The following is a 21,304-nucleotide window of genomic DNA, read 5'->3' as shown; positions in this document are numbered from 1 at the left end:
GCGGCACGGATTTCGCCACCGGCATGAGGGGACAACGAGGTGCCGTACCAGAGGAAGCCCACCGCGCTCGCACTCACCGCCGCCCTGGCCGGATCGGCGCTGCTGTTGACCGCACCCGTCGCACGGGCCGAGGTCCAGGACGTCGACTACCAGTGCAAGACGCCCATCGGGAACAAGGGCGCCGTCTCGCCGATCGACATCAAGAGCGTGAAGAGCGGCAGCGGCTACAAGCTCACGATGTCCTTCCAGAAGGGCGTCTCGTCCAGCCCCGTCGAGCTCGGCAAGGGCGCCATGAAGCCGAGCGCGCTCATCGAGCTCGGCGGCGCGGAGAGCGGCACCGTGCCGGTGTCCGGGCCGCCCAACTCCGGGCCGATCCCGGCCAACACGCCCATCAAGATCAGCACCCTGACGGGCACCTACACGCCCAAGAAGTCCGGCAAGGTCACCTTCACCGCCGGGGTCCTCACCATCAAGGCGCTCGGTACGACGACGACGTGCACGCCCGGGAACGACCCGAAGCCGTCGCTGACCCTGACCGTGAAGGGCAGCGGCTCCGCCCCGGGGTCGGGCGGCGGCTCCGGCGCGGACTCGGGATCCGGCGCCGGTGACAAGTCCGGCTCCGGCTCCGGCTCCGGTTCTGGCTCCGGCGATACGTCCGACGGCTCGCGGGGCACGCCGTCCGACGGCGAGGACCTGCCGCAGACAGGGCCCGCCGACTCCGCGATCGCGCTCGGCACGCTCGGCGGCACGGTGCTGCTCGCGGGCGCGGCCGGAGTCCTGTGGCTGACGCGCCGCAACCAGGCGCCGCGCTGAGGGCGGGGACACGGGCGATGCGGGCCACGCGGGCGCTCGGCGCGGGCGTCGCGCTGCTCGCGTGCGGCGCCGCGCCGCTCGCCCACGCGGCCGACGGCGCCTGGTCGCTCGCGCCCGCGGGCTCCGGGCGGCCCTCCCTGTACGCGGAGGGCGCCCCCGGTGCCGTCCTCGAGGACAAGGTGTCCGTCACGAACCGGAGCACCGAGCCCCGCACGGTGACGCTGCGCGGGACGGGCCCCGGCGGCATGGACAAGTGGTTCGCGTTCGCCCGGCGGAAGGTGACGGTCCCGCCGCGCACGCGCGCCGACGTGCCGTTCACGGTGGCGGTGCCGAAGGGGGTCGCGCCGGGCGACCGCTCGGGCGCGGTCGTCGCGCGCGGCGGCGCCGTGGACGCCCGGGTGCCCCTGCGGCTCCGGGTGGCCGGGCCCGCCCTCGCCGCCCTGACCGTGGAGCGCGTACGCCTCGACGCGGACGCGGGGCGGATCACGTACGAGCTGGTGAACCGGGGCAACACGGAGCTCGCGCCGCGCGTCGCGGTGCGGGCCGACGGCGTCTTCGGGGAGCTGCTCGACCGCGCGCCGCACCGGGTGCCCGCGCGGGTGGCGCCCGGGAGCCGGGTCGCGCTGAGCGAGCCGTGGTCCGGCGTGCCGTCGTTCGACGTCGTCGACGTGCGCCTGACGGTCACGGCGGCGGGCGGGGTCAGGGCCGAGGGGTCCGCGTCCGCGCGCCTCGTGCCCTGGCCCGCCGTCGCGGGGGCGGGCGCGGGCGCCGTCGCCGCGGGCGTCGCCGCGGGGTTCGCCGTTCGGCACGTCGTACGCCGCAGGAGACGCCGAGCCCGCCTACCGGAGGCGGAATCGGCAGCGACGGAGGCGGCGGCGCAGCGGGATCCTGCGGCCACGGGGACGGGAGGCAAGCCGTGAACGTACAGCGGACGTGGCCGCGCGGCTGCGCCGTGGCCCTGGCACTGGCCCTGGCCTTCGCCCTGCTCGGAGCCGCCCCGGGCGCCGGGGCCGCGGCGGAGCCGAAGCCGGCGGTCACGCTCTCCAAGTCCCAGGCGGGGACCGGCGGCTCGGTCACCGTGACCGGCAAGGGGTGGCGGCCCCGCGCGCTGCTCATGATGCTCGTCTGCGGACAGGGCACGCCCGCCGCGGGCGTGCCGGGCGGCACCAACTCCTGCGCCAACGCCGAGGGCCGTGCCGTCACCACCGGCGGCGACGGCACGTTCCGCAAGCGGCTGCCCGTCGCCGAGCCGCCCGCGCCCTGCCCGTGCGTCGTGCACGTCGCCACGGTGACCGGTGAGAAGGCCGCCGTGGACGCGGCGTTCACGGTCGCGGGGCACCCGGTGAAGCCGCTGTCGAAGCCGCGCGGTGGCCGTCTCGCTGTGGTCGCGGACACCCGCCTCGACGGGTCGAGCGGCCTCCTGACGTGGTTCGGCTCACCGCCGTCGCGGCACCTGGTCGTCACCGTCGGCAACATGGGCACCGCGCCGGTCAAGGACCCCGTCTTCCAGGTCGGCACCTCCCACGGCGTGTTCGCCCCGCAGTGGGAGGAGCAGCAGTGGCGCGGCACCATCGCGCCCGGCGCGAAGGCCAGGGTCAGGCTCTCGGTCGAGCTGCCCGCGGGCGCCCACGGCGACTATCTGGTCTCGCTCCGGTACGGCAGCGAGGTCCTCGCCGAGCAGCCGTGGGGCGTGGGGCGGCCGTGGGGCGTGACCCTGTTCTGGGTGCTGCTCGCCCTCGTCGTGCCCGCGGCCGTCTTCCGCGTCGGCATGGTGGCCGTCGACCGGCTCCGTCCCGCCAAGGGGCGCACCCGCCCGCCGGGCCGCCACCGCACGCGGCGCGTCGGCGGGGCCCTGCCCGGCGTCACGAGGCTCACCAAGAACGCCCTGCTCGCCAGGGCGGCGCTGCTCAGGAGGACGGACACCGCCCCCGGCGACGCCGCGCACACCTCCCGGGACACCGGGTCCACCGGCCTGCCGTGGTTCACCCCGGACACCGATCCGGGCGCCCCGGCGGGACAGCTCTCCGCACCGTCCGACAACGGCCCTCCGACGAAGGGAAAGCCGTGACGAGGACACCGTCCCGCCGACCGGCACCGCCACGGTCGGCGACCGTGAAGGCCGCCGCGACCATTAAGGCGACCGACGGCGGCGGTACGACCTCCGGCGGCGGCGACAGCGGCGGCACTTCGGGAGGTACGACGGGCGGCTCCGCCGGGCGGCGCGGTGTTCACGTTCCCGCCCCGAGGCCGCAGGCGGCCGCACCGAGCGCCCCGAAGGGGCGCGGGGAACTGCGCGACCAGCCACACTCAGCGGTCAGTTGTCGCGGGACGTCCGGGCGTGGTCCCGCAGCCAGCGCAGCACATCGGCGGCGAGCCCCCGTTCCTTGAGGAGCGGGCCACCGTGCGACGCGCCCGGCAGGGTGCGCACGGTCACGTCCCGCAGACCCGCGCGGCGCTGGGCCGCGGCGAGGTCGGCGGAGTGCGCGGGCGGCACGAAGTCGCCCTCCGAGTGCACCAGGTACAGCGGCGCGTCCCGCGCGCCCGACGCGTGCGAGGCGGCCGCCAGATCGCCCCACCGCTCCCAGCACACCCGCCCGGCGCGGTCCGGATCGCAGCCGGCGAGACGTTTCGCCGCCCGCGCGAGCGCCCGCCGCTGAGCCGGGGCGCCGGGCGCGGTGCCGTCGCGCCAGGCCCGGTACGGCGAGGCGACGGGGGAGAGGGCGACCACGCCCCGGGTGTAGGCGCGCCCGTCGCCGTACGCCCCGACGCTCACCGCGAGGTGCCCGCCCGCCGACGAGCCGAGGAGCAGCGGCCGGGCGGCGCCCGGTCCCTCGCGGCGGGCGACCCAGCGCAGCGCGGCCAGGACGTCGGCGCGCTGCGCGGACCACACGGCGTCCGACGAGAGCCGGTAGTCGGCCTCGTACACGGTGAAGCCGCGCGCGGCGAACCACCGGGCCGGACCGCTCCAGTCGGTGTCCCGCGCCCAGGAGCCGCCGTGCAGGACCACGAGGGCCGGGCCGCGGGCGCCGTACACGGTCACCGTCTGGCGCGGGTGCGGGCCGTAGGAGTACGCGCGTCCCGGCTGCTCGCGGGCGGGCGTGTGCGAGGCCTCGGCGGCCGCGCTGGACGACAGGAGCGTGCCGCACAGGGCGAGCGCCAGGAGCGTACGACGTACGGTCATGGCCCGATGCTGCACCGGGCGGGCCCGCGCCGCCCGGGGAAAGCCCGAGGGCCACCGCACCGGGTGGTGCGGCGGCCCTCAGTTCGTACGCGGGGTGGGCGCGGCTAGTGGACGTCGCCCATCAGCGCCTTGACCTTCTTGCGGTACATGAACACCGCGACGGCCGCGATGATCGCCATCGTGGCCTCCATGGCGACCACGCCCGACTTGTTCAGGTCGACGCCCGCGATGGACAGCAGACCCGTGGTGCAGTCACCGGCGGTGACGGCGAGGAACCAGACGCCCAGCATCTGCGAGGCGTACTTCTCCGGGGCCATCTTCGTGGTGACCGACAGACCGACGGGGGAGACGCACAGCTCACCGATGGTGTGGACGAAGTAGATCGCGACGATCCAGTACGCGCCGACCTTGTCGCCGTCGCCCGCCATGGACAGCGGGATGAGGAAGACGAAGAAGGAGATGCCGACCAGGAAGAGACCGGAGGCGAACTTCACGACCGAGTTCGGCTCCTGGCCGCGCCGGTTGAGCGCCAGCCAGATCCAGGCGACGACCGGGGCCATCGCCATGATGAGGACCGGGTTGACCGACTGGAACCAGGAGACCGGGAAGTCGAAGCCGAAGATCGAGGTGTCCGTGGAGTTCTTGCCGAACAGGGCCACGGTGGACGCGCCCTGGTCGTAGATCATCCAGAAGATCGCGGCGGCCACGAAGAACCAGATGTACGCCGTCATCTTGGACTGCTCGGTGTCGTTCAGCGACTTGTCGCGCTTGATCTTGGTGAGCACCCAGATCGGGATGAGCAGACCGGAGACCGTGATCGGGACGATGGCCCAGTTCAGGGTGTAGACGTCCGTGGCGACGGCGACGCCGTAGAAGACGACGGCGGCGATGATCCAGAGCATGGCCTTGCGGACCAGGCCCATCAGCTCGGCGCGCGGCACCGGCTTCGGCACGACGCTGCTCTGCGGGCTCAGGTGGCGGCCGCCGAGCAGGAACTGGATCAGGCCGAGGCCCATGCCGAAGGCGGCGATGGCGAAGCCGAGGTGCCAGTTGACCTTCTCGCCGACGGTGCCGATGGCCAGCGGGGCGAAGAAGGCACCGAGGTTGATGCCGATGTAGAAGACCGTGAAGCCACCGTCGCGGCGCGGGTCGTCCGGGCCGTTGTAGAGGTGGCCGACCATCGTGGAGATGTTGGCCTTCAGGAGGCCGGAGCCGATCGCCACGAACACCAGGCCGAGGAAGAACATCGCCTGGCCCGGCAGCGCGAGCGTGAGGTGACCGAGCATGATCACCAGAGCGGCTATCGTGATCGTCTTGCGCGGGCCCCAGAGGCGGTCCGCGAACCAGCCGCCCGGCAGGGCGAGCAGATAGACCATCGCCATGTAGATCGAGAAGATCGCCGTGGCTGTGGCGGCATTCATGTCCATGCCGCCGGGCGCGACCAGGTACAAGGGGAGCAGGGCCTTCATGCCGTAGAAGCTGAAGCGCTCCCACATCTCGGTCATGAAGAGAGTGGCCAGGCCGCGGGGGTGGCCGAAGAAGGTCTTCTCGGAGCCAGGAGTGCTGGCCGAGTCCTTCGTCAGGCTGGACGCCATGGGTCGATCCTCGTGGTGTACGGGACGCGCGTGACGAAAAGCCGCCGTGGGCGCGCCCGGTGGGGGCGGTCGGCACCGGCGCCGGGCCGTCCACCCCCCACGCCTGCGAGGGGATCCGGTCCGCTGGGCGGAGCACGAGAGACGGCGACACCGAGATCCACACCCCGGACGCATCTTCGCGAGCGGGGCCCGACCACAGGTCATTGCTTCAGGCTGGTGATCACCAGCCCACACACAGAAGAGACCCTTGGCGCGCAATAGCGGGCCAAAGGTCCTTGAGTAGTGCTACAGGCGTCTCGCCACCATACGCCACGACAGAGCGCGATTTGGAAGGACTTGAGACATGGATCACAGGTGACCAAGGAACCAATGGAACACATTCCAAGGTGTCCACTAGTTGTATCCAAGGATCGCATCCTGGATTGTGATCTTCCGGTCCTGGGGAGTCACCCCGGACGGTCCCTCGGCGGGTGCCGCGCCCGCACCCGGCGATCACCCCTCGACGGCCGTCCGCAGCGGACTACCATCACCCCATGACCCGTGTACTGCTCGCCGAGGACGACGCGTCCATCTCGGAGCCGCTGGCCCGCGCACTGCGCCGCGAGGGCTACGAGGTCGAAGTGCGCGAGGACGGTCCCGCCGCCCTCGACGCCGGGCTGCAGGGCAGCGTGGACCTGGTCGTGCTCGACCTGGGCCTGCCCGGCATGGACGGCCTTGAGGTCGCGAGGCGGCTGCGGGCCGAGGGGCACACGGTGCCGATCCTCATCCTGACCGCGCGAGCCGACGAGGTCGACACGGTCGTCGGGCTCGACGCGGGCGCCGACGACTACGTCACCAAGCCGTTCCGCCTCGCCGAGCTGCTCGCCCGGGTCCGGGCCCTGCTGCGGCGCGGCGCCACGGAGCCGGCGCAGCCGCCCGCCACACACGGGGTGCGGATCGACGTCGAGTCGCACCGGGCCTGGATGGGCGAGGAGGAGCTCCAGCTCACGGCGAAGGAGTTCGACCTCCTGCGCGTACTCGTCCGGGACGCGGGCCGGGTCGTCACCCGGGACCAGCTGATGCGCGAGGTCTGGGACACGACGTGGTGGTCCTCCACCAAGACCCTCGACATGCACATCTCCTGGCTCCGCAAGAAGCTGGGCGACGACGCGGCGAACCCCCGCTACATCGCCACGGTCCGAGGAGTCGGCTTCCGCTTCGAGAAGTCTTAGGCGCTCTCCCGGCCGGGGCGGGCCCACCCACCCGCCCCACCCGGGGCACGCGGGCACCGGCCGGCAGCGCTCCGCGTCGGGGCCGGCCCTTCGCAGCCGGGGAGTTTCGGGCGGGAGGGTGGGAAAGGCCCCGCCGCGGCAGCGGCCGGGCACGGTGCGCGCCGAGCAACCGGAAGCCGAGGCCCCGCCCAGGCCAGACCCGGGGCCCGGGACAGGCAGGGCCGGGGCACACTGGTCAGGTCCGTCCCCCTGCCCGGCCGGAGGGCCCCGTGCGTCGTCGTCTCATCAACTCGACCCTCGCAGTCGTACTCGTAGTGATCGCCGTCTTCGGCGTCTCACTCGTGATCGTCGAGACCCGCACGATCAGCAACAGCGCCCAGGAGCGCGTGAACTCCGAGGCCGTCCGCCTCGCGAGCATCGTGGACAGCCGGCTGATCAGCGACGAGCGGGTCAGCGGGGCGATCCTGCGGGAGCAGGTGGACACCGAGCGGTACGCCCGCATCGACATCCCGGGCCGCGCCCCCATCGAGGTCGGCACCCGCCCCACGGGCGACGTCATCCGCGCCACGGAGGACGGCGAGGAGGGCGAGAAGGTCACCGTCGAGGAGCCCCGCACCGCCGTCACCCAGGAGGTCGGCCGCACCCTGCTGATCATCGGCGGCGTCGCCCTGCTCGCCATCGTGGCCGCGGTCCTGCTCGCCGTACGCCAGGCGAACCGCCTCGCGTCCCCGCTCACGGACCTCGCGGAGACCGCCGAGCGCCTGGGCTCGGGCGACCCGCGCCCCCGCCACCGCCGCTACGGCGTGCCGGAGCTGGACCGGGTCGCGGACGTCCTGGACGCCAGCGCGGAGCGGATCGGCCGCATGCTCACCGCCGAGCGCCGCCTCGCCGCCGACGCCTCGCACCAGCTGCGCACCCCGCTGACCGCCCTGTCCATGCGCTTGGAGGAGGTCGCCGTCACCGACGACCTGGACACGGTGAAGGAGGAGGCGACGATCGCCCTGACGCAGGTGGAGCGGCTCACCGACGTGGTGGAGCGGCTGCTCACCAACTCCCGCGACCCCCGCACCGGCTCCGCGGTCTCCTTCGACCTGGACGAGGTGATCAAGCAGCAGCTGGAGGAGTGGCGCCCCGCCTACCGCAGCTCGGGCCGCGCCATCGTCAGCTCCGGCAAGCGCCACCTCCAGGCGGTCGGCACCCCGGGCGCGGTCGCCCAGGTCCTGGCGGCGCTGATCGAGAACTCCCTGATGCACGGCGGCGGCACCGTGGCCCTGCGCACCCGCGTCACCGGCAACCAGGCCGTCATCGAGGTCACGGACAGCGGCCCGGGCGTGCCCGCCGACCTCGGCGCGCGGATCTTCGAGCGCACCATCAGCGGCCGCAATTCGACAGGGATCGGCCTCGCCGTGGCCCGGGATCTGGCCGAAGCGGACGGGGGCCGTCTGGAGATGCTCCAGGCGAAGCCGCCGGTGTTCGGCCTGTTCCTGTCCCGTACGCCGGTCCACCGGGAGGACCGCCACGAGGGCGAGACCGTGCGCTGAGCACGCCGCCGCACGGGCTCCTGCCGGCGCGGGTCAGGCCGGGCGCCGCCCGCCCGACGCGGGCTCCCGGCCGTCGTCGGCGCCCTGGGCGCCCTCCAGGAACGATTCGGCATCCGCGACCGCCGCGCGCGCGGGCAGGGCCCGGAACACCCAGGTGCGGTACGACCAGAAGCGGAACAGCGTGGCGATGCCCATGCCGACGAACTTGAAGACGTTCGTCTGGAGCTTGCTGTCCCAGTCGAACCCGTACGTCGCGACGTACAGGACGCCGTTCTCGATCACCAGGCCGACGACGCTGAACAGCAGGAAGAGCGTCAGCTCCTTGGTGCGGCCGCTCTTGTCCCGGTCACGGTAGGTGAAGTAGCGGAACCCCACGTAGTTGAAGCAGATCGCGACCACCGTCGCGATCACGCTGGCGCGCACCACCTGGAGGTCGGTGACGTGGCGCACGAGGTTGAAGACGGCGAAGTTGACGAGCGTCCCCACCGCGCCCACGGCCCCGAACTTGGCCACTTCCCGCGTGAGCTGGTCCAGTCGCACCCGCAGTGCGCCGCGGTCCGTCATGGTTGGTCGCCCCAGCCCCCGTGTTTGGTGTCCATCGGTCGTGTTGTCGGTGTCCGTCGGTCGTACCGGCCGGTCGTGCCGGTGGTGCCGTGGTGCCGATCGCGCTGCCGCCTCGTTTGCGGTTTCCCCGGTCGCGTCAACCCAGCCATGCTAACCAGCACCTCCGGTCGGCGCGCGGGGACGCCGCTGATTCCGTGGCACGCCTGTGACGCCGGAGCACGGGAACGGGCCGTTCCCGGATGGCCGATACCCTGTGGGTGTGACGTTCCCGGTAGTCGGCATGGTCGGCGGGGGGCAGCTCGCTCGTATGACCCACGAGGCGGGCATCCCGCTAGGCATCAGGTTCAAGCTCCTCAGTGACACTCCGCAGGATTCCGCGGCGCAGGTCGTCAGCGACGTCGTCATCGGCGACTATCGCGACCTGGACACGCTGCGTGACTTCGCGCGGGGCTGCGACGTGATCACCTTCGATCACGAACATGTACCCACCGAGCATCTACGGGCCCTGGAGGCGGACGGCATCCCCGTGCGCCCGGGGCCCGACGCGTTGGTGCACGCCCAGGACAAGGGGGTGATGCGCGCGAAGCTGGACGATCTCGGGGTGCCCTGCCCCCGCCACCGCATCGTGAAGGACCCGGCGGACGTCGTGGCCTTCGCGGCGGAGGGGGCCCCGGAGGGTACGGAGGGTGACGGATTCCCGGTCATCCTGAAGACCGTGCGCGGCGGGTACGACGGCAAGGGCGTCTGGGTCGTGCGCTCCGCCGCCGACGCCGCCGAGCCGTTCCGCGCGGGTGTGCCGGTCCTCGCCGAGGAGATGGTGGACTTCGCCAGGGAGCTGGCGGCGAACGTCGTGCGCTCGCCGCACGGCCAGGCCGTCGCGTACCCGGTCGTGGAGTCCCGGCAGGTCGACGGCGTCTGCGACACCGTGATCGCGCCCGCCCCCGACCTCAGCGACGAACTGGCCGGTCAGGCCCAGGAGCTGGCCCTGCGCGTGGCCCAGGAGCTGGGTGTGGTCGGGCATCTCGCCGTCGAGCTGTTCGAGACCCGCGACGGCCGCGTCCTGGTCAACGAGCTGGCGATGCGACCGCACAATTCCGGCCACTGGAGCCAGGACGGCGCCGTGACCTCCCAGTTCGCCAACCACGTCCGGGCGGTCCTCGACCTGCCCCTCGGCGACCCGCGCCCGCGCGCGAAGTGGACGGTCATGGCGAACGTCCTGGGCGGCGACTACCCCGACATGTACACCGCGTACCTGCACTGCATGGCGCGCGACCCGCAGCTCAAGATCCACATGTACGGAAAGGACGTGAAGCCCGGCCGCAAGGTCGGACACGTCAACACCTACGGCGACGACCTGGACGAGGTCCTCGACCGCGCCCGTCACGCTGCCGGCTACCTCCGAGGAACGATCACCGAATGAGCACTTCCGTGAGCAGTCCCGTCGTCGGCATCGTCATGGGTTCGGACTCCGACTGGCCCGTCATGGAGGCCGCCGCCAAGGCCCTCGACGAGTTCGAGATCGCGTACGAGGTGGACGTGGTGTCCGCGCACCGCATGCCGCGCGAGATGATCGCGTACGGCGAGCAGGCCGCGGAGCGCGGTCTGAAGGCGATCATCGCGGGCGCGGGCGGCGCCGCGCACCTGCCCGGCATGCTGGCGTCGGTGACCCCGCTGCCCGTGATCGGCGTCCCGGTCCCACTGAAGTACCTCGACGGCATGGACTCCCTGCTCTCCATCGTGCAGATGCCCGCGGGCGTGCCGGTCGCGACGGTCTCGGTGGGCGGCGCGCGCAACGCGGGCCTGCTCGCCGCCCGGATGCTCGCCGCGCACGACTCCGAACTCCTCGGCCGGATGCGGGAGTTCCAGCAGGAGCTGAACGACCAGGCCAGCGAGAAGGGCAAGCGCCTGCGCGCCAAGGTCGAGGGCGCGGGCTCCGGCTTCGGCTTCGGGAAGTGACCCCCGTGACAGCGCGGGCGTTCGAGGGAACAGTGGCCGCATGACGAAGCTGCTCGACTCCCTGGACCGGGCCCGTGCCCTGCTCGCCGAGTTCCCCGTCGTGGACGGTCACAACGACCTGCCGTGGGCGCTGCGCGAGAAGGCCGGGTACGACCTCGACCGCCTGGACATCGCCGCCGACCAGGCGGGCCGGCTCCACACCGACCTGGCCCGGCTGCGCGCGGGCGGCGTCGGCGCGCAGTACTGGTCGGTGTACGTGCGCACCGACATGGCGGGCGACGACGCGGTCAGCGCGACGCTCGAACAGATCGACTGCGTGCGGCGGCTGCTCGACCGCCATCCGGCCGAGCTGCGCCGCGCGCTGACCGCCGCCGACATGGAGGCGGCCCGCGCGGAGGGCCGCATCGCGTCCCTGATGGGCGCCGAGGGCGGCCACTCGATCAACAACTCCCTCGCCACGCTGCGGGCGTTGTACGCGCTCGGCGTGCGCTACATGACGCTGACGCACAACGACAACATCGCCTGGGCGGACTCGGCGACGGACGCCCCGGGCGTCGGCGGCCTGTCCGCGTTCGGCCACGAGGTGGTCCGCGAGATGAACCGCCTCGGCATGCTGGTGGACCTCTCGCACGTGGCGGCGACGACGATGCGGGCGGCCCTGGACACCTCCGAGGCGCCGGTGGTCTTCTCGCACTCCTCGGCGCGCGCGGTGTGCGACCACCCGCGCAACGTCCCGGACGACGTCCTGGAGCGGCTGCCCGCGAACGGCGGCATGGCGATGGCGACCTTCGTCCCGAAGTTCGTCCTGCGGGCGGCGGCGGACTGGACCGTCGCGGCCGACGACAACATGCGGGCGCACGGCTTCCACCACCTGGACACCACTCCGGAGGCCATGAAGGTGCACGCGGCCTTCGAGGAGTCGCACCCGCGGCCCGTCGCCACCGCGGCGACCGTGGCCGACCACCTCGACCACATGCGCGAGGTCGCGGGCATCGACCACATCGGCATCGGCGGGGACTTCGACGGCACGGCGTTCACCCCGTCCGGCCTCGACGACGTCTCCGGCTATCCGAACCTCGTCGCGGAGCTCCTCGACCGCGGCTGGTCCGAGCCCGACCTCTCCAAGCTGACCTGGCAGAACGCGGTCCGGGTGCTGGGCGCGGCGGAGGACGTGGCCCGCGACGCGCAGGCCCGCAGGGGCCCGTCGATCGCGACCCTGGAGCAGCTCGACGGCTGACGGGGCGTCAACGGACAGCAGGGGCGCGGCTCTCGGGCCGCGCCCCTTCGTCGTCCATCATTCTTGAACGGTCGGTCCACATGGGTTACCGTCCTCGCAGAGGTTATGAACTGACCAGTCCAAAACTGCGATCCGCAATGCTCCGAGGAGACGACGTCATGTCCGACACCGTAAACACCGTGCCCACCGACGAGGAGCTGGCCCGCTCCCTGGAGGGCGACTTCACCAGCGCGCACGCCGAGGTGAACGGCGTCCGGCTGCACTACGTGGCGGGCGGCAGCGGCGACCCGCTCGTCCTGCTCGGCGGCTGGCCGCAGACCTGGTGGCAGTTCCACAAGGTCATGCCGGCCCTCGCGCGCCGCTACCGGGTCATCGCCGTGGACCTGCGCGGCATGGGCGGCTCGGCGAAGCCCGAGTCCGGCTACGACAAGAAGACGATGGCTCAGGACGTGTACGAGCTGGTCCGCCACCTCGGCCACGGCCGCGTGCACATCGCCGGGCACGACATCGGCGCGATGGTCGCCCACGCCTTCGCCGCCAACCACCCCGAGGCCACCCGCAAGCTGGCCCTCCTGGACGTGGCGCACCCCGACCCGACCCTGCGGGAGCTGACCCTGCTGCCGGCGGTCGACGCCGGGACCGACTGGGAGACCGCTCCCGGCATATACCTGTGGTGGTTCGCGTTCAACCAGGTCAAGGGGTTGCCGGAGCAGCTGCTCGACGGCCGGTCCCGCCTCCTCGTCGACTGGCTCTTCGGCTACATGCTCAAGGACCAGTCCTCGATCGACGAGCGCTCCCGGGCGGTGTACGCCGCGGCCTACGCCACGCCCGACGCGGTCCGCGCGGGCAACGCCTGGTACCAGACGTTTCGGCAGGACATCGACGACTTCGAGACGTACGACCGGGTGGGCGCCCCCGTCCTCGCACTCGCGGGAGACCGCAACCACGCGTATCTGAGCGCCATCCTGCCCGGCCACGCCAAGGACGTCCGCGTCGAGCGGATCCCGGACAGCGGCCACTACCTCCCCGAGGAGCAGCCGGAGCAGGTGACGGCGAAGCTGACGGACTTCTTCGCCTGACACGCGACGGCCCCGCGAAAGGTGATCGCCCCCTCCCCGCACGCACGGGAAGGGGGCGACGGCAGCGCCCTACGGCAGGTTGCGCGCCATCACGATCCGCTGGACCTGGTTCGTGCCCTCGTAGATCTGCGTGATCTTGGCGTCGCGCATCATGCGCTCGACCGGGTAGTCACGGGTGTAGCCGTAGCCGCCGAGGAGCTGGACGGCGTCCGTGGTGACCTCCATGGCGATGTCGGAGGCGAAGCACTTGGCCGCGGCGCCGAGGTAGGTGAGGTCGGCGTCGCCGCGCTCGGACGCGGCCGCGGCCTGGTAGGTCAGGGCGCGGGCGGCGGAGATCTTCATCGCCATGTCGGCGAGCATGAACTGGACGCCCTGGAAGTCGGCGATCGGCTTGCCGAACTGCTTGCGCTCCTGGACGTAGCCCTTGGCGTAGTCGAGGGCGCCCTGGGCGATGCCGAGGGCCTGGGCGGCGATGGTGATGCGGGTGTGGTCGAGCGTCTTCATCGCCGTGGCGAAGCCCGTGCCCTCCTCGCCGATCATGCGGTCGGCGGGGATGCGGACGTTGTCCAGGTAGACCTCGCGGGTGGGCGAGCCCTTGATGCCGAGCTTCTTCTCCGGGGCGCCGAAGGAGACGCCCTCGTCGCCCTTCTCCACGACGAAGGCGCTGATGCCCTTGGACCGCTTCTCGGGGTCGGTGACGGCCATGACCGTGTAGTAGTCGGAGACGCCCGCGTTGGTGATCCAGCGCTTCACGCCGTTCAGGACGTAGAAGTCGCCGTCGCGCACGGCCTTCGTCTTCATGCCCGCCGCGTCCGAGCCCGCGTCCGGCTCCGAGAGGCAGTACGAGAACATGCCGTCGCCCTTGGCCAGCGGCGTCATGTACTTCTTCTTCAGCTCCTCGGACCCGGAGAGGATCACGGGCAGCGAGCCCAGCTTGTTCACGGCCGGGATGAGGGAGGACGACGCGCAGACGCGGGCCACCTCCTCGATCACGATGACCGTGGCGAGCGCGTCGGCGCCCGCGCCGCCGTAGCTCTCGGGGACGTGCACGGCGTGCAGGTCGGCGGCGCGCAGGGCGTCCAGGGCCTCCTGCGGGAAGCGGGCCTCCTCGTCCACGGCGGCGGCGAACGGCCCGATCTTCGACTCGGCGAGCGAGCGGATCGTGTCGCGGAGCATGTCGTGCTCCTCGGACGGGCGGTACAGGTCGAAGTCAGCCGATCCGGCCAAGGTCTCTCACGCTCCAAGGACGCTGTGGACGCTAGTCACCCTTGCTAATTACCGTTAAGTAACACGATGGGTACCCGAAGTTTAGGGTGCCGCCCGCGCCACCGGTACGTGAGCTTGACGACAGGGGGAATCGTGCCCGGTGAGAGCCCCCGGCACGCCTGACCGCGGCCCGACTATGCTCGGGCAGCGCACCCCGGCCAGTACACCCCTGGAGCACCTCATGGCCCTGAAGATCACCGTGATCGGCACCGGCTACCTCGGCGCCACGCACGCCGCGGCCATGGCGGAGCTCGGCTTCGAGGTCCTCGGACTCGACGTCGTGCCCGAGAAGATCGAGATGCTCACACGGGGCGAGGTCCCCATGTACGAGCCCGGCCTCGAAGAGCTGCTGCGCCGCCACGTCGCCGGGATCGAGGGGTCGAGCGGCCGGCTGCGCTTCACGATGGACTTCGCCGAGGCCGCGGCGTTCGGCGACGTCCACTTCGTCTGCGTCAACACCCCCCAGAAGCACGGCGAGTACGCGTGCGACATGAGCTACGTCGACGCCGCGTTCGCCTCCCTCGCCCCGCACCTGAAGCCGGGCGCGCTCGTCGTCGGCAAGTCGACGGTGCCGGTCGGCTCGGCGCAGCGCCTGGCCGCGCTGCTGCCCGAGGGCGCCGAACTGGCGTGGAACCCGGAGTTCCTGCGCGAGGGCTTCGCCGTGAACGACACGCTGCACCCGGACCGGATCGTGGTCGGCGTGGACAGCGAGCGGGCCGAGAAGCTGCTGCGCGACGTGTACGCGAAGCCGGTCACCGAGGGCGCGCCCTTCGTCGTGACGGACTTCCCGACGGCCGAACTCGTGAAGACGGCGGCCAACTCCTTCCTCGCCACGAAGATCTCCTTCATCAACGCCATGGCCGAGGTGTGCGAGGCCGCGGGCGGCGACGTGGTGAAGCTGGCCGAGGCCCTCGGCTACGACGACCGCATCGGCGCCAAGTTCCTGCGCGCCGGGATCGGCTTCGGCGGCGGCTGCCTGCCCAAGGACATCCGCGCGTTCATGGCGCGCGCCGGTGAACTGGGCGCCGACCAGGCCCTCACCTTCCTGCGCGAGGTCGACTCCATCAACATGCGCCGCCGCGGGCACATGGTGGAGCTGGCCCGCGAGGCCGTCGGCGGCGGCTCCTTCCTGGGCAAGCGGGTGGCCGTGCTCGGCGCGACGTTCAAGCCGGACTCGGACGACGTGCGCGACTCGCCCGCCCTGAACGTGGCCGGGCAGATCCACCTCCAGGGCGGCCAGGTCACCGTCTACGACCCCAAGGGCATGGACAACGCCCGCCGCCTCTTCCCGACGCTCGGGTACGCCGCGTCCGCCGAGGAGGCCGTCCGCGGCGCCGACGTCGTCCTCCACCTCACGGAGTGGCGGGAGTTCCGCGACCTCGACCCCGAGGCGCTCGGCGCCGTCGCGGGCCACCGGGTCCTGCTCGACGGCCGCAACGCCCTCGACCCGGAGCGCTGGCGCGCCGCCGGCTGGACCTACCGGGCCATGGGCCGCCCGGCGGCCTGACGCCCGCCCGTCGCCGGCCCGGCTAGCCGTCGAGACGGGTGATCGTCGCCGTCGACGCCTCCCGGCGCTCCCGGGCCGCCCGGGCCGTGAAGTCCGCCCCGCGCAGCGCGCGTTGTACGTTGCCCCAGGTGAGCGCCCCGATCTCGGCGTCGCTCCAGCCCTGCCCGAGCAGCTCGGCGACGAGCCGCGGGTAGCACGAGGCGTCGTCGAGCTCCGCGGGGTGCGCGGCCGTGGTGTCGTACGTCCCGGCGATCCCGACGCACTCAGGGCCCGCGACCCGGCGCACGTGCTCCAGATGGCTCACGACGTCCCGCACCGAGGTCCCCGTCTGCTCGGCCGAGAGCGGCACCAGACACAGGCCCTTGGCCGCGCCCACGGCGGCGAGCAGGTCGTCGCTGAGGTTCGCCGGGTGCTCGCGCAGCGCCCGCGCCCCGGACCGGGTGAACAGGACCGGCGCCCTGGACACCGAGAGCACCCGCCGCGCGGTCTCCTCCGGCGCCCCGGACAGATCGGCGAGGACGCCGAGCCGGTTCATCTCCCGTACGACCTCCTCGCCGAAGGCGCTCAGGCCCGCGCCGCCCGCCCACGACGTGTCGGCGAGCGTGAGGACGCTCAGGCCGAGCGCGTGCAGCGAGCGCAGCGCGCCGAGCGAGTCGCCGATGGCGCGGGCGCTCGCCGGGCCGACGACGGTGGCGACCCGGCCGTGGTTGCGGGCGTCGGCGGCCTCGGAAGCGTCCCGGGCGAGCCGCAGGGCGTCCCCGTAGCGGGTGACGACGTGCCGCACCAGGTCGAGCTGTTCGAGGGTCGCGCTCACCGCGCGGTCACCCGCGATCTCCTCGGGCACGTGCAGCGACCAGAACTGCGCGCCGACGCCACCCGCTCTCAGCCTCGGCACATCGGTCTCCAAACAGCTGTCTCCGGACTCCAGGTCGCAGTACGGAAGGCCGCGCAGCGCCCAGGGCAGGCCGCTGTAGCCGTCGGCGACGGGATGCGCGGCCAGCAGGGCACGGGCCTTGTCGGGCACTTCGCCGAGGCGCGCCCCGGGTTCGGGCTCGGCCGCCTCGGCGCCCGGTGCGTCCGCCGGGAGCCGGTCGAGCTCCCCGGCCTCGGCGGTGGTGTCGAATTCGTCCTGCAGGTCCGCCATGGCAGCTCCGCGGTCCGGTGGGCACTTTCTCGCTGGTCCACCACCGTCGCACGGCAAGCGCCCGGCTTCACGGCGGGCGGAGCGTTCGGGGTACGGCCGCCGCCGGAACGCCTCCGGAACCCCGCCGCGAAGCCGTGGGCCCCGCCGTCGGTGACGGCGGGGCCCACGGGCTTCGGGTGTCCGGTCAGTTGCCCGACACGGTCACCTCCTCGTCGTTGTTGAGCTGCTCGACGAGCTGCTTGACCTTCGCCTTGTCCCAGACGAGGTTGCTGCCCACCGTGCCGGAGATCGGCATGTTCATGGACTTGCCGTCGCCGCCCGTGACGCCCTTCATCGCCCAGAACATCGACGCCACGTCGAACAGGCCCATGTCCTTGTCGACGACCAGCGTGTCCAGGCCCGCGCCCATCGTCGGGTACAGCTTGAACGGGTTCATGACCGTGCCGGGCGTCGCCACCTGGTGGGCGAGGGCCGAGAGGAACTTCTGCTGGTTCTTCGTACGCTCCAGGTCGCTGCCGAAGGCGTGCCGGGTGCGGACGAAGGCGAGCGCCTCCTGGCCGCTCAGCTTCTGCTTGCCCGCCTTGAAGTCGGCGCCCGACCACTTGTCCTTGAAGGCCTTGGGGATGTCCATCTCGACGCCGCCGACCGAGTCCACGATCTTCGCGAAGCCGCCGAAGCCGATCTCCGCGTAGTGGTCGATGCGCAGGCCCGTGTTGGCCTCCACGGTCCGGACGAGCAGCTCGGGGCCGTCCTCGGCGTACGCGGCGTTCAGCTTCGTCTGGCGGCCCGTGGCCGGGTAGAGCTTGCCCGACTCGGCGCCCTTGAAGGACGGGATCGTGACGTTCGAGTCGCGCGGCAGCGAGATCATCGTGTTCCCGCCGTCGTCCGCGACGTGCAGGATCATCATCGAGTCGGTGCGCTTGCCCGCGGCGGAGCCGGTGTGGAGCTTCTTCTTCTCCTCGTCGGACATGCCCGCGCGGCTGTCCGAGCCGACGATCAGGTAGTTCGTGCCCTTGCCGCCCGCGGGCCGCTCGATCACCTTCGACAGGTCGACCTCGCGCTTGAGCTTGGAGTCCGCCCAGAAGTACGTGCTCACGGAGACCACGATCAGCAGGGCGAGGAACGTGACCAGGCCCCAGGTGATCCGCTTCTTCCAGTTGACCGGGGGCTTCGGACGCGGCGGGGCCTGCGGGCCGGGAGGTCCCTGCGGGCCGCCCGGCGCCTGGCCGCGGCCTGCGGGCGAGCCGTACACCTGTCCGGTGTTGTAGCCGCTGTCGTAGCCCCCGGGGCCGCCGGGGCCCTGGGCGTGCTGCTGGCCCGGCTGGGCCCGCTGGTCGCGGTACAGGTCGTCGTACACGTCGTCGTCGTACGAGGTTTGGCGCGGGACCCCGTCGGGCCGCTGGACGTGGCGCATCACGCGGGCGCCGTCGGGCTGTGCGCTGCCGCTGCCGTACCCGTGGCGGTCTCCGTTGTTGCCGTTCCGCGCGTCTGGCCAATCGCTCATGTGGCTTAGTGTGCAGTGCCGCGCGCCCTGCCTTACAGGGAGGGCGTGATTTCGGGTCACGCCTGTTGCAGAGCTGTGGCAATGCGCCCGTAACCGGCACGGTGCCCCCGCCGACATAGGGTGGAGGGCATGACAGATCAGGCCACGGGTTCGGAGTCGGAGATTCCGGGCAAGCCGACCTCGGTGTCCCGCACCACCCTCAGCCACATCATGACCCACGCCGACACCAACCTCCTCGGCTCGGTGCACGGCGGCGTGATCATGAAGCTCGTGGACGACGCGGCGGGGGCGGTCGCCGGGCGTCACTCCGGCGGGCCCGCGGTCACCGCGTCCATGGACGAGATGGCCTTCCTCTCACCCGTGCGCGTCGGCGACCTCGTCCATGTGAAGGCCCAGGTCAACTGGACCGGGCGGACCTCCATGGAAGTCGGCGTACGGGTGCTCGCCGAGCGCTGGAACGAGTCGACGCCCGCGCAGCAGGTGGGCTCCGCGTACCTCGTCTTCGCCGCGGTCGACGCCGACGGCAAGCCGCGGCTCGTGCCGCCGGTGCTGCCCGAGACCGACCGCGACCGGCGCCGCTACCAGGAGGCCCAGATCCGCCGCACCCACCGGCTGGCACGCCGCCGCGCCATCAAGGACCTCCGCGAGTCCCGGGCCCGGGAGGGCTACGACGACTGACCCGGGGCCCACCCACGGCCCCGGGCCCGCCGCCCGCCCGCCTTTCCCACCCGCCCACCCGTCTCTCCTCGGCTGCGCGAGGCTCGGCCCCGACGCGTTGCGCTGCGGCTGGTGCCCTCTGTTACCCGCCGCTGCCGCGGCGGCGTCTCCCACCCGCCCACCCGTCTCTCCCCGGCTGCGTGAGCCGGGCCCCGACGCGTTGCGCTGCGGCTGGCGCCCTGCGTTGCCCGCCGCTATCGCGCCCGGATACTCCCCAGCTGCGCGAGGCCCTGCGGCCGGTGTCTCACGGCCGGTGGGGGCGGGTGGGTGGGACTGGCCCGACGTGTGGGGCGCGGCCCCGCTGGCAGGCGTACGGCTGGCGGCAGGGTCAGGGGCACACGACCTGGTCGCCCGTGATGGCGCCGAATTCGCCCTGGTGGGCGTCCTGCGCCCGGACCGCACGGGTCCCGCGGAAGTCCGTCCCGGCCAGCACCCTGAGCATCGCCCCCTGGCCGTTCACGCGCCGCATCTCGCACCCGGGCAACGCGGTCGCCAGGGACTTCGCGGAGCGGTCCCAGCGCGGGTCGTAGGCCACGACCGTGCGGGCGAGCGGCTTGGCGCCGGGGGCGAGCGGGACGGAGCCGGGCACCCCGGTGGTGCGGAAGCCGGACCGCCGTAGCGCCGAGTCGACCCGGCGCCCGAGCCCGGACGTGTGCGTGCCGTTGTCCACCTGCACCCGGATCTGCTGCGGGGACACCGGCACGAGCGCCACCTTCCGCCGCTCCCGGTGCGGCGCCAGCGGCTTGTCGTCGCGCAGCGCCTGGAACAGCTTCGCCGACTGCCGCGGGTCCCACTTCAGCGTCGAACCGACGCCGGGGATCAGCTGCCCCTTGCGGGCGAGCGGCACGGTCGTGAACTCCGACGACGACGGGGAGAAGTTCCGCATGGCCCGGCCGAGCGCCAGCATGTCCTCCGTGCCGAAGCCCTTGTCGGCCCGTACGGAGCCGAGCAGCGTCTTGGTGACGTCACGGAACTTGACCGGATTCAACAGCACGCCGCTGCTCGTCGCCTTCGCGATGAGCGCCGCGAGGAACCGCTGCTGGCGCTGCATCCGCCCGAGGTCGGCGGCCCCGTCGACGTGCCGCGAGCGCACGTACTGGAGCGCCTCGCCGCCGCTGAGCCGGTGCGTGCCGACGGACAGGTCGAGGCCCGTGTTGGAGTCCTTGAGGGGGGTCGTGGTGCAGATCTCCACGCCGCCGACGACGTCGACCGTCTCCATGAAGCTGGTGAAGTCGACCTCCAGATAGTGGTCGATCTTCACCTTGGTCATGCGCTCCACCGTGCGGACCGTGAGGTTCGGGCCACCCTCCGCGTACGCCGCGTTGAGCTTCACGGGGTGCGACCTGTGGTGCTTGCGGGAGTTCTGGTCGACGTGCGGCGGCAGCTCCGCGTACGAGTCCCGGGGCAGGCTCACCACGCTGGCGCGCTCCCGGTCGTCCGAGATGTGCACGATCATGATCGTGTCCGTGCAGTGGCAGGGCGCGCCGCCGAGCCGGTACTTCCTCTTCTCCGCGCGGCTGATCCTGTCGCGCCCGTCGGTGCCGACGAGCAGCACGTTCGTGCCGTGGCTGCCCTCGGGCCTGTTCTTCATGTCCTTGAAGGCGTCGACGCGTCTGATGCCGGTGTCCAGGCTGGAGACCACGGAGTGCCCGATCCCGGCGGCCCCGAGCACCGTGACGGACAGCGCCGTCGCGATCCGCATCGCCCAGCGCGGCCGCCTGCGCCGGGCCGCCGGTCTGACCGGGGGGCGCGGCGGCCGCGGCGGGTGGGGCCGGCGCGGGGGCGGGGCGGGGGAGCGGTGCGGTGCGGGCACGTGCGAGGACACCTCCGCGGTCGCGGCTTGAGCCGGGGGACGCCAGAACCGTAGGCCCATACGATCTGCGGCCCGGGGTAGCGACCCGGACGGCGCGCGCCGGTGTCCCCCGTTCGCGGTAACGTGACGCCCGATGCTGCACTTTCCGGGGGCGTCCCCCCGGTATCCCGGGCCGC

Annotated in this window: 18 protein-coding genes; 11 read left to right on the top strand and 7 right to left on the bottom strand. The window is 72.5% G+C overall.

Features of this window, described 5'->3' with window-relative positions:
* Positions 1–39: 39 nt before the first annotated feature.
* From CP982_RS18110 to CP982_RS18100, 3 genes are read left to right on the top strand one after another with little or no spacing between them, the layout of a single operon-like run.
* Positions 40–813, top strand: coding sequence for an LPXTG cell wall anchor domain-containing protein (locus tag CP982_RS18110; RefSeq protein WP_150511490.1), 774 nt, complete (start codon positions 40–42; stop codon positions 811–813).
* A gap of 17 nt (positions 814–830) precedes the next feature.
* On the top strand, positions 831–1,733 hold the full coding sequence (locus CP982_RS18105; protein ID WP_184925695.1) for a COG1470 family protein: 903 nt from the start codon (positions 831–833) through the stop codon (positions 1,731–1,733).
* Positions 1,730–2,881 carry a hypothetical protein gene (locus tag CP982_RS18100; RefSeq protein WP_372503378.1) on the top strand — a complete coding sequence of 384 codons (1,152 nt, stop codon included), beginning with the start codon at positions 1,730–1,732 and terminating at the stop codon, positions 2,879–2,881. The genes CP982_RS18105 and CP982_RS18100 overlap by 4 nt, the downstream gene beginning before the upstream one ends.
* Positions 2,882–3,127: 246 nt before the next feature.
* Here CP982_RS18100 and CP982_RS18095 read toward each other — a convergent pair whose 3' ends face one another.
* Together CP982_RS18095 and CP982_RS18090 are read right to left on the bottom strand one after the other, a co-directional pair.
* Positions 3,128–3,994, bottom strand: a complete 867-nt coding sequence (locus CP982_RS18095) for an alpha/beta hydrolase family protein (RefSeq protein ID WP_150511489.1) — start codon at positions 3,992–3,994, stop codon at positions 3,128–3,130.
* 104 nt (positions 3,995–4,098) lie between these two features.
* Positions 4,099–5,589 (bottom strand): peptide MFS transporter, encoded by a 1,491-nt coding sequence (locus tag CP982_RS18090; RefSeq protein ID WP_150511488.1) that lies wholly within the window; start codon positions 5,587–5,589, stop codon positions 4,099–4,101.
* A gap of 533 nt (positions 5,590–6,122) precedes the next feature.
* Between CP982_RS18090 and CP982_RS18085 the strand changes: the two genes are divergently transcribed.
* Together CP982_RS18085 and CP982_RS18080 are read left to right on the top strand one after the other, a co-directional pair.
* Positions 6,123–6,800 (top strand): response regulator transcription factor, encoded by a 678-nt coding sequence (locus CP982_RS18085; RefSeq protein ID WP_144003820.1) that lies wholly within the window; start codon positions 6,123–6,125, stop codon positions 6,798–6,800.
* 269 nt (positions 6,801–7,069) lie between these two features.
* A complete protein-coding gene (locus CP982_RS18080) occupies positions 7,070–8,341 on the top strand; it encodes an ATP-binding protein (protein WP_150511487.1) in 1,272 nt (423 codons plus the stop codon).
* A gap of 33 nt (positions 8,342–8,374) precedes the next feature.
* On the opposite strand, the gene CP982_RS18075 is transcribed toward CP982_RS18080, so the two are convergent.
* Complete coding sequence (locus tag CP982_RS18075) at positions 8,375–8,905, bottom strand: GtrA family protein (RefSeq protein ID WP_150511486.1); 531 nt, start codon at positions 8,903–8,905, stop codon at positions 8,375–8,377.
* Positions 8,906–9,185: 280 nt separating this feature from the next.
* Between CP982_RS18075 and CP982_RS18070 the strand changes: the two genes are divergently transcribed.
* The 4 genes from CP982_RS18070 (at position 9,186) to CP982_RS18055 (ending at position 13,177) form a co-directional block, all read left to right on the top strand.
* Entirely contained in the window at positions 9,186–10,325 is a 1,140-nt protein-coding gene (locus CP982_RS18070) for a 5-(carboxyamino)imidazole ribonucleotide synthase (RefSeq protein WP_221515764.1), read from the top strand.
* A complete protein-coding gene (gene purE / locus CP982_RS18065) occupies positions 10,322–10,861 on the top strand; it encodes a 5-(carboxyamino)imidazole ribonucleotide mutase (RefSeq protein ID WP_150511484.1) in 540 nt (179 codons plus the stop codon). The genes CP982_RS18070 and purE overlap by 4 nt, the downstream gene beginning before the upstream one ends.
* A 40-nt stretch (positions 10,862–10,901) precedes the next feature.
* Entirely contained in the window at positions 10,902–12,098 is a 1,197-nt protein-coding gene (locus CP982_RS18060) for a dipeptidase (protein ID WP_150511483.1), read from the top strand.
* A gap of 158 nt (positions 12,099–12,256) precedes the next feature.
* Positions 12,257–13,177: an alpha/beta fold hydrolase gene (locus CP982_RS18055; protein ID WP_150511482.1), complete on the top strand. Its 921-nt coding sequence runs from the start codon at positions 12,257–12,259 to the stop codon at positions 13,175–13,177.
* 69 nt (positions 13,178–13,246) lie between these two features.
* Here CP982_RS18055 and CP982_RS18050 read toward each other — a convergent pair whose 3' ends face one another.
* Positions 13,247–14,404 (bottom strand): acyl-CoA dehydrogenase family protein, encoded by a 1,158-nt coding sequence (locus tag CP982_RS18050; RefSeq protein WP_150511481.1) that lies wholly within the window; start codon positions 14,402–14,404, stop codon positions 13,247–13,249.
* Positions 14,405–14,624: 220 nt separating this feature from the next.
* On the opposite strand from CP982_RS18050, the gene CP982_RS18045 reads away from it, so the two are divergent.
* Positions 14,625–15,950, top strand: coding sequence for a UDP-glucose dehydrogenase family protein (locus CP982_RS18045; RefSeq protein WP_150511480.1), 1,326 nt, complete (start codon positions 14,625–14,627; stop codon positions 15,948–15,950).
* A gap of 22 nt (positions 15,951–15,972) precedes the next feature.
* Here the strand turns inward: CP982_RS18045 and CP982_RS18040 are convergent, their stop codons facing one another.
* Both CP982_RS18040 and CP982_RS18035 read right to left on the bottom strand, forming a co-directional pair.
* Positions 15,973–17,094 carry a dipeptidase gene (locus tag CP982_RS18040; RefSeq protein ID WP_150511479.1) on the bottom strand — a complete coding sequence of 374 codons (1,122 nt, stop codon included), beginning with the start codon at positions 17,092–17,094 and terminating at the stop codon, positions 15,973–15,975.
* A gap of 184 nt (positions 17,095–17,278) precedes the next feature.
* Entirely contained in the window at positions 17,279–18,598 is a 1,320-nt protein-coding gene (locus CP982_RS18035) for an LCP family protein (RefSeq protein WP_150511478.1), read from the bottom strand.
* 129 nt (positions 18,599–18,727) lie between these two features.
* Between CP982_RS18035 and CP982_RS18030 the strand changes: the two genes are divergently transcribed.
* On the top strand, positions 18,728–19,276 hold the full coding sequence (locus tag CP982_RS18030) for an acyl-CoA thioesterase (protein ID WP_150511477.1): 549 nt from the start codon (positions 18,728–18,730) through the stop codon (positions 19,274–19,276).
* A 367-nt stretch (positions 19,277–19,643) separates the two neighbouring features.
* On the opposite strand, the gene CP982_RS18025 is transcribed toward CP982_RS18030, so the two are convergent.
* Complete coding sequence (locus tag CP982_RS18025; protein ID WP_435862503.1) at positions 19,644–21,128, bottom strand: LCP family protein; 1,485 nt, start codon at positions 21,126–21,128, stop codon at positions 19,644–19,646.
* Positions 21,129–21,304: the final 176 nt, after the last annotated feature.

Origin of the sequence: Streptomyces spectabilis, from assembly GCF_008704795.1 — a bacterium.
Classification (GTDB): Bacteria; Actinomycetota; Actinomycetes; order Streptomycetales; family Streptomycetaceae; genus Streptomyces; species Streptomyces spectabilis.
This window is presented reverse-complemented; position numbering and strand designations above follow the sequence as displayed.

Excerpts from the sequence above, each read along its gene's own strand:
- CP982_RS18105 (WP_184925695.1), top strand. The coding sequence starts at position 831 with ATGCGGGCCACGCGGGCGCTCGGCGCGGGCGTCGCGCTGCTCGCGTGC.
- CP982_RS18095 (WP_150511489.1), bottom strand. The coding sequence starts at position 3,994 with ATGACCGTACGTCGTACGCTCCTGGCGCTCGCCCTGTGCGGCACGCTC.
- CP982_RS18090 (WP_150511488.1), bottom strand. The coding sequence starts at position 5,589 with ATGGCGTCCAGCCTGACGAAGGACTCGGCCAGCACTCCTGGCTCCGAG.
- CP982_RS18085 (WP_144003820.1), top strand. The coding sequence starts at position 6,123 with ATGACCCGTGTACTGCTCGCCGAGGACGACGCGTCCATCTCGGAGCCG.
- CP982_RS18075 (WP_150511486.1), bottom strand. The coding sequence starts at position 8,905 with ATGACGGACCGCGGCGCACTGCGGGTGCGACTGGACCAGCTCACGCGG.
- CP982_RS18070 (WP_221515764.1), top strand. The coding sequence starts at position 9,186 with ATGGTCGGCGGGGGGCAGCTCGCTCGTATGACCCACGAGGCGGGCATC.
- purE (WP_150511484.1), top strand. The coding sequence starts at position 10,322 with ATGAGCACTTCCGTGAGCAGTCCCGTCGTCGGCATCGTCATGGGTTCG.
- CP982_RS18060 (WP_150511483.1), top strand. The coding sequence starts at position 10,902 with ATGACGAAGCTGCTCGACTCCCTGGACCGGGCCCGTGCCCTGCTCGCC.
- CP982_RS18055 (WP_150511482.1), top strand. The coding sequence starts at position 12,257 with ATGTCCGACACCGTAAACACCGTGCCCACCGACGAGGAGCTGGCCCGC.
- CP982_RS18045 (WP_150511480.1), top strand. The coding sequence starts at position 14,625 with ATGGCCCTGAAGATCACCGTGATCGGCACCGGCTACCTCGGCGCCACG.
- CP982_RS18040 (WP_150511479.1), bottom strand. The coding sequence starts at position 17,094 with ATGGCGGACCTGCAGGACGAATTCGACACCACCGCCGAGGCCGGGGAG.
- CP982_RS18035 (WP_150511478.1), bottom strand. The coding sequence starts at position 18,598 with ATGAGCGATTGGCCAGACGCGCGGAACGGCAACAACGGAGACCGCCAC.
- CP982_RS18030 (WP_150511477.1), top strand. The coding sequence starts at position 18,728 with ATGACAGATCAGGCCACGGGTTCGGAGTCGGAGATTCCGGGCAAGCCG.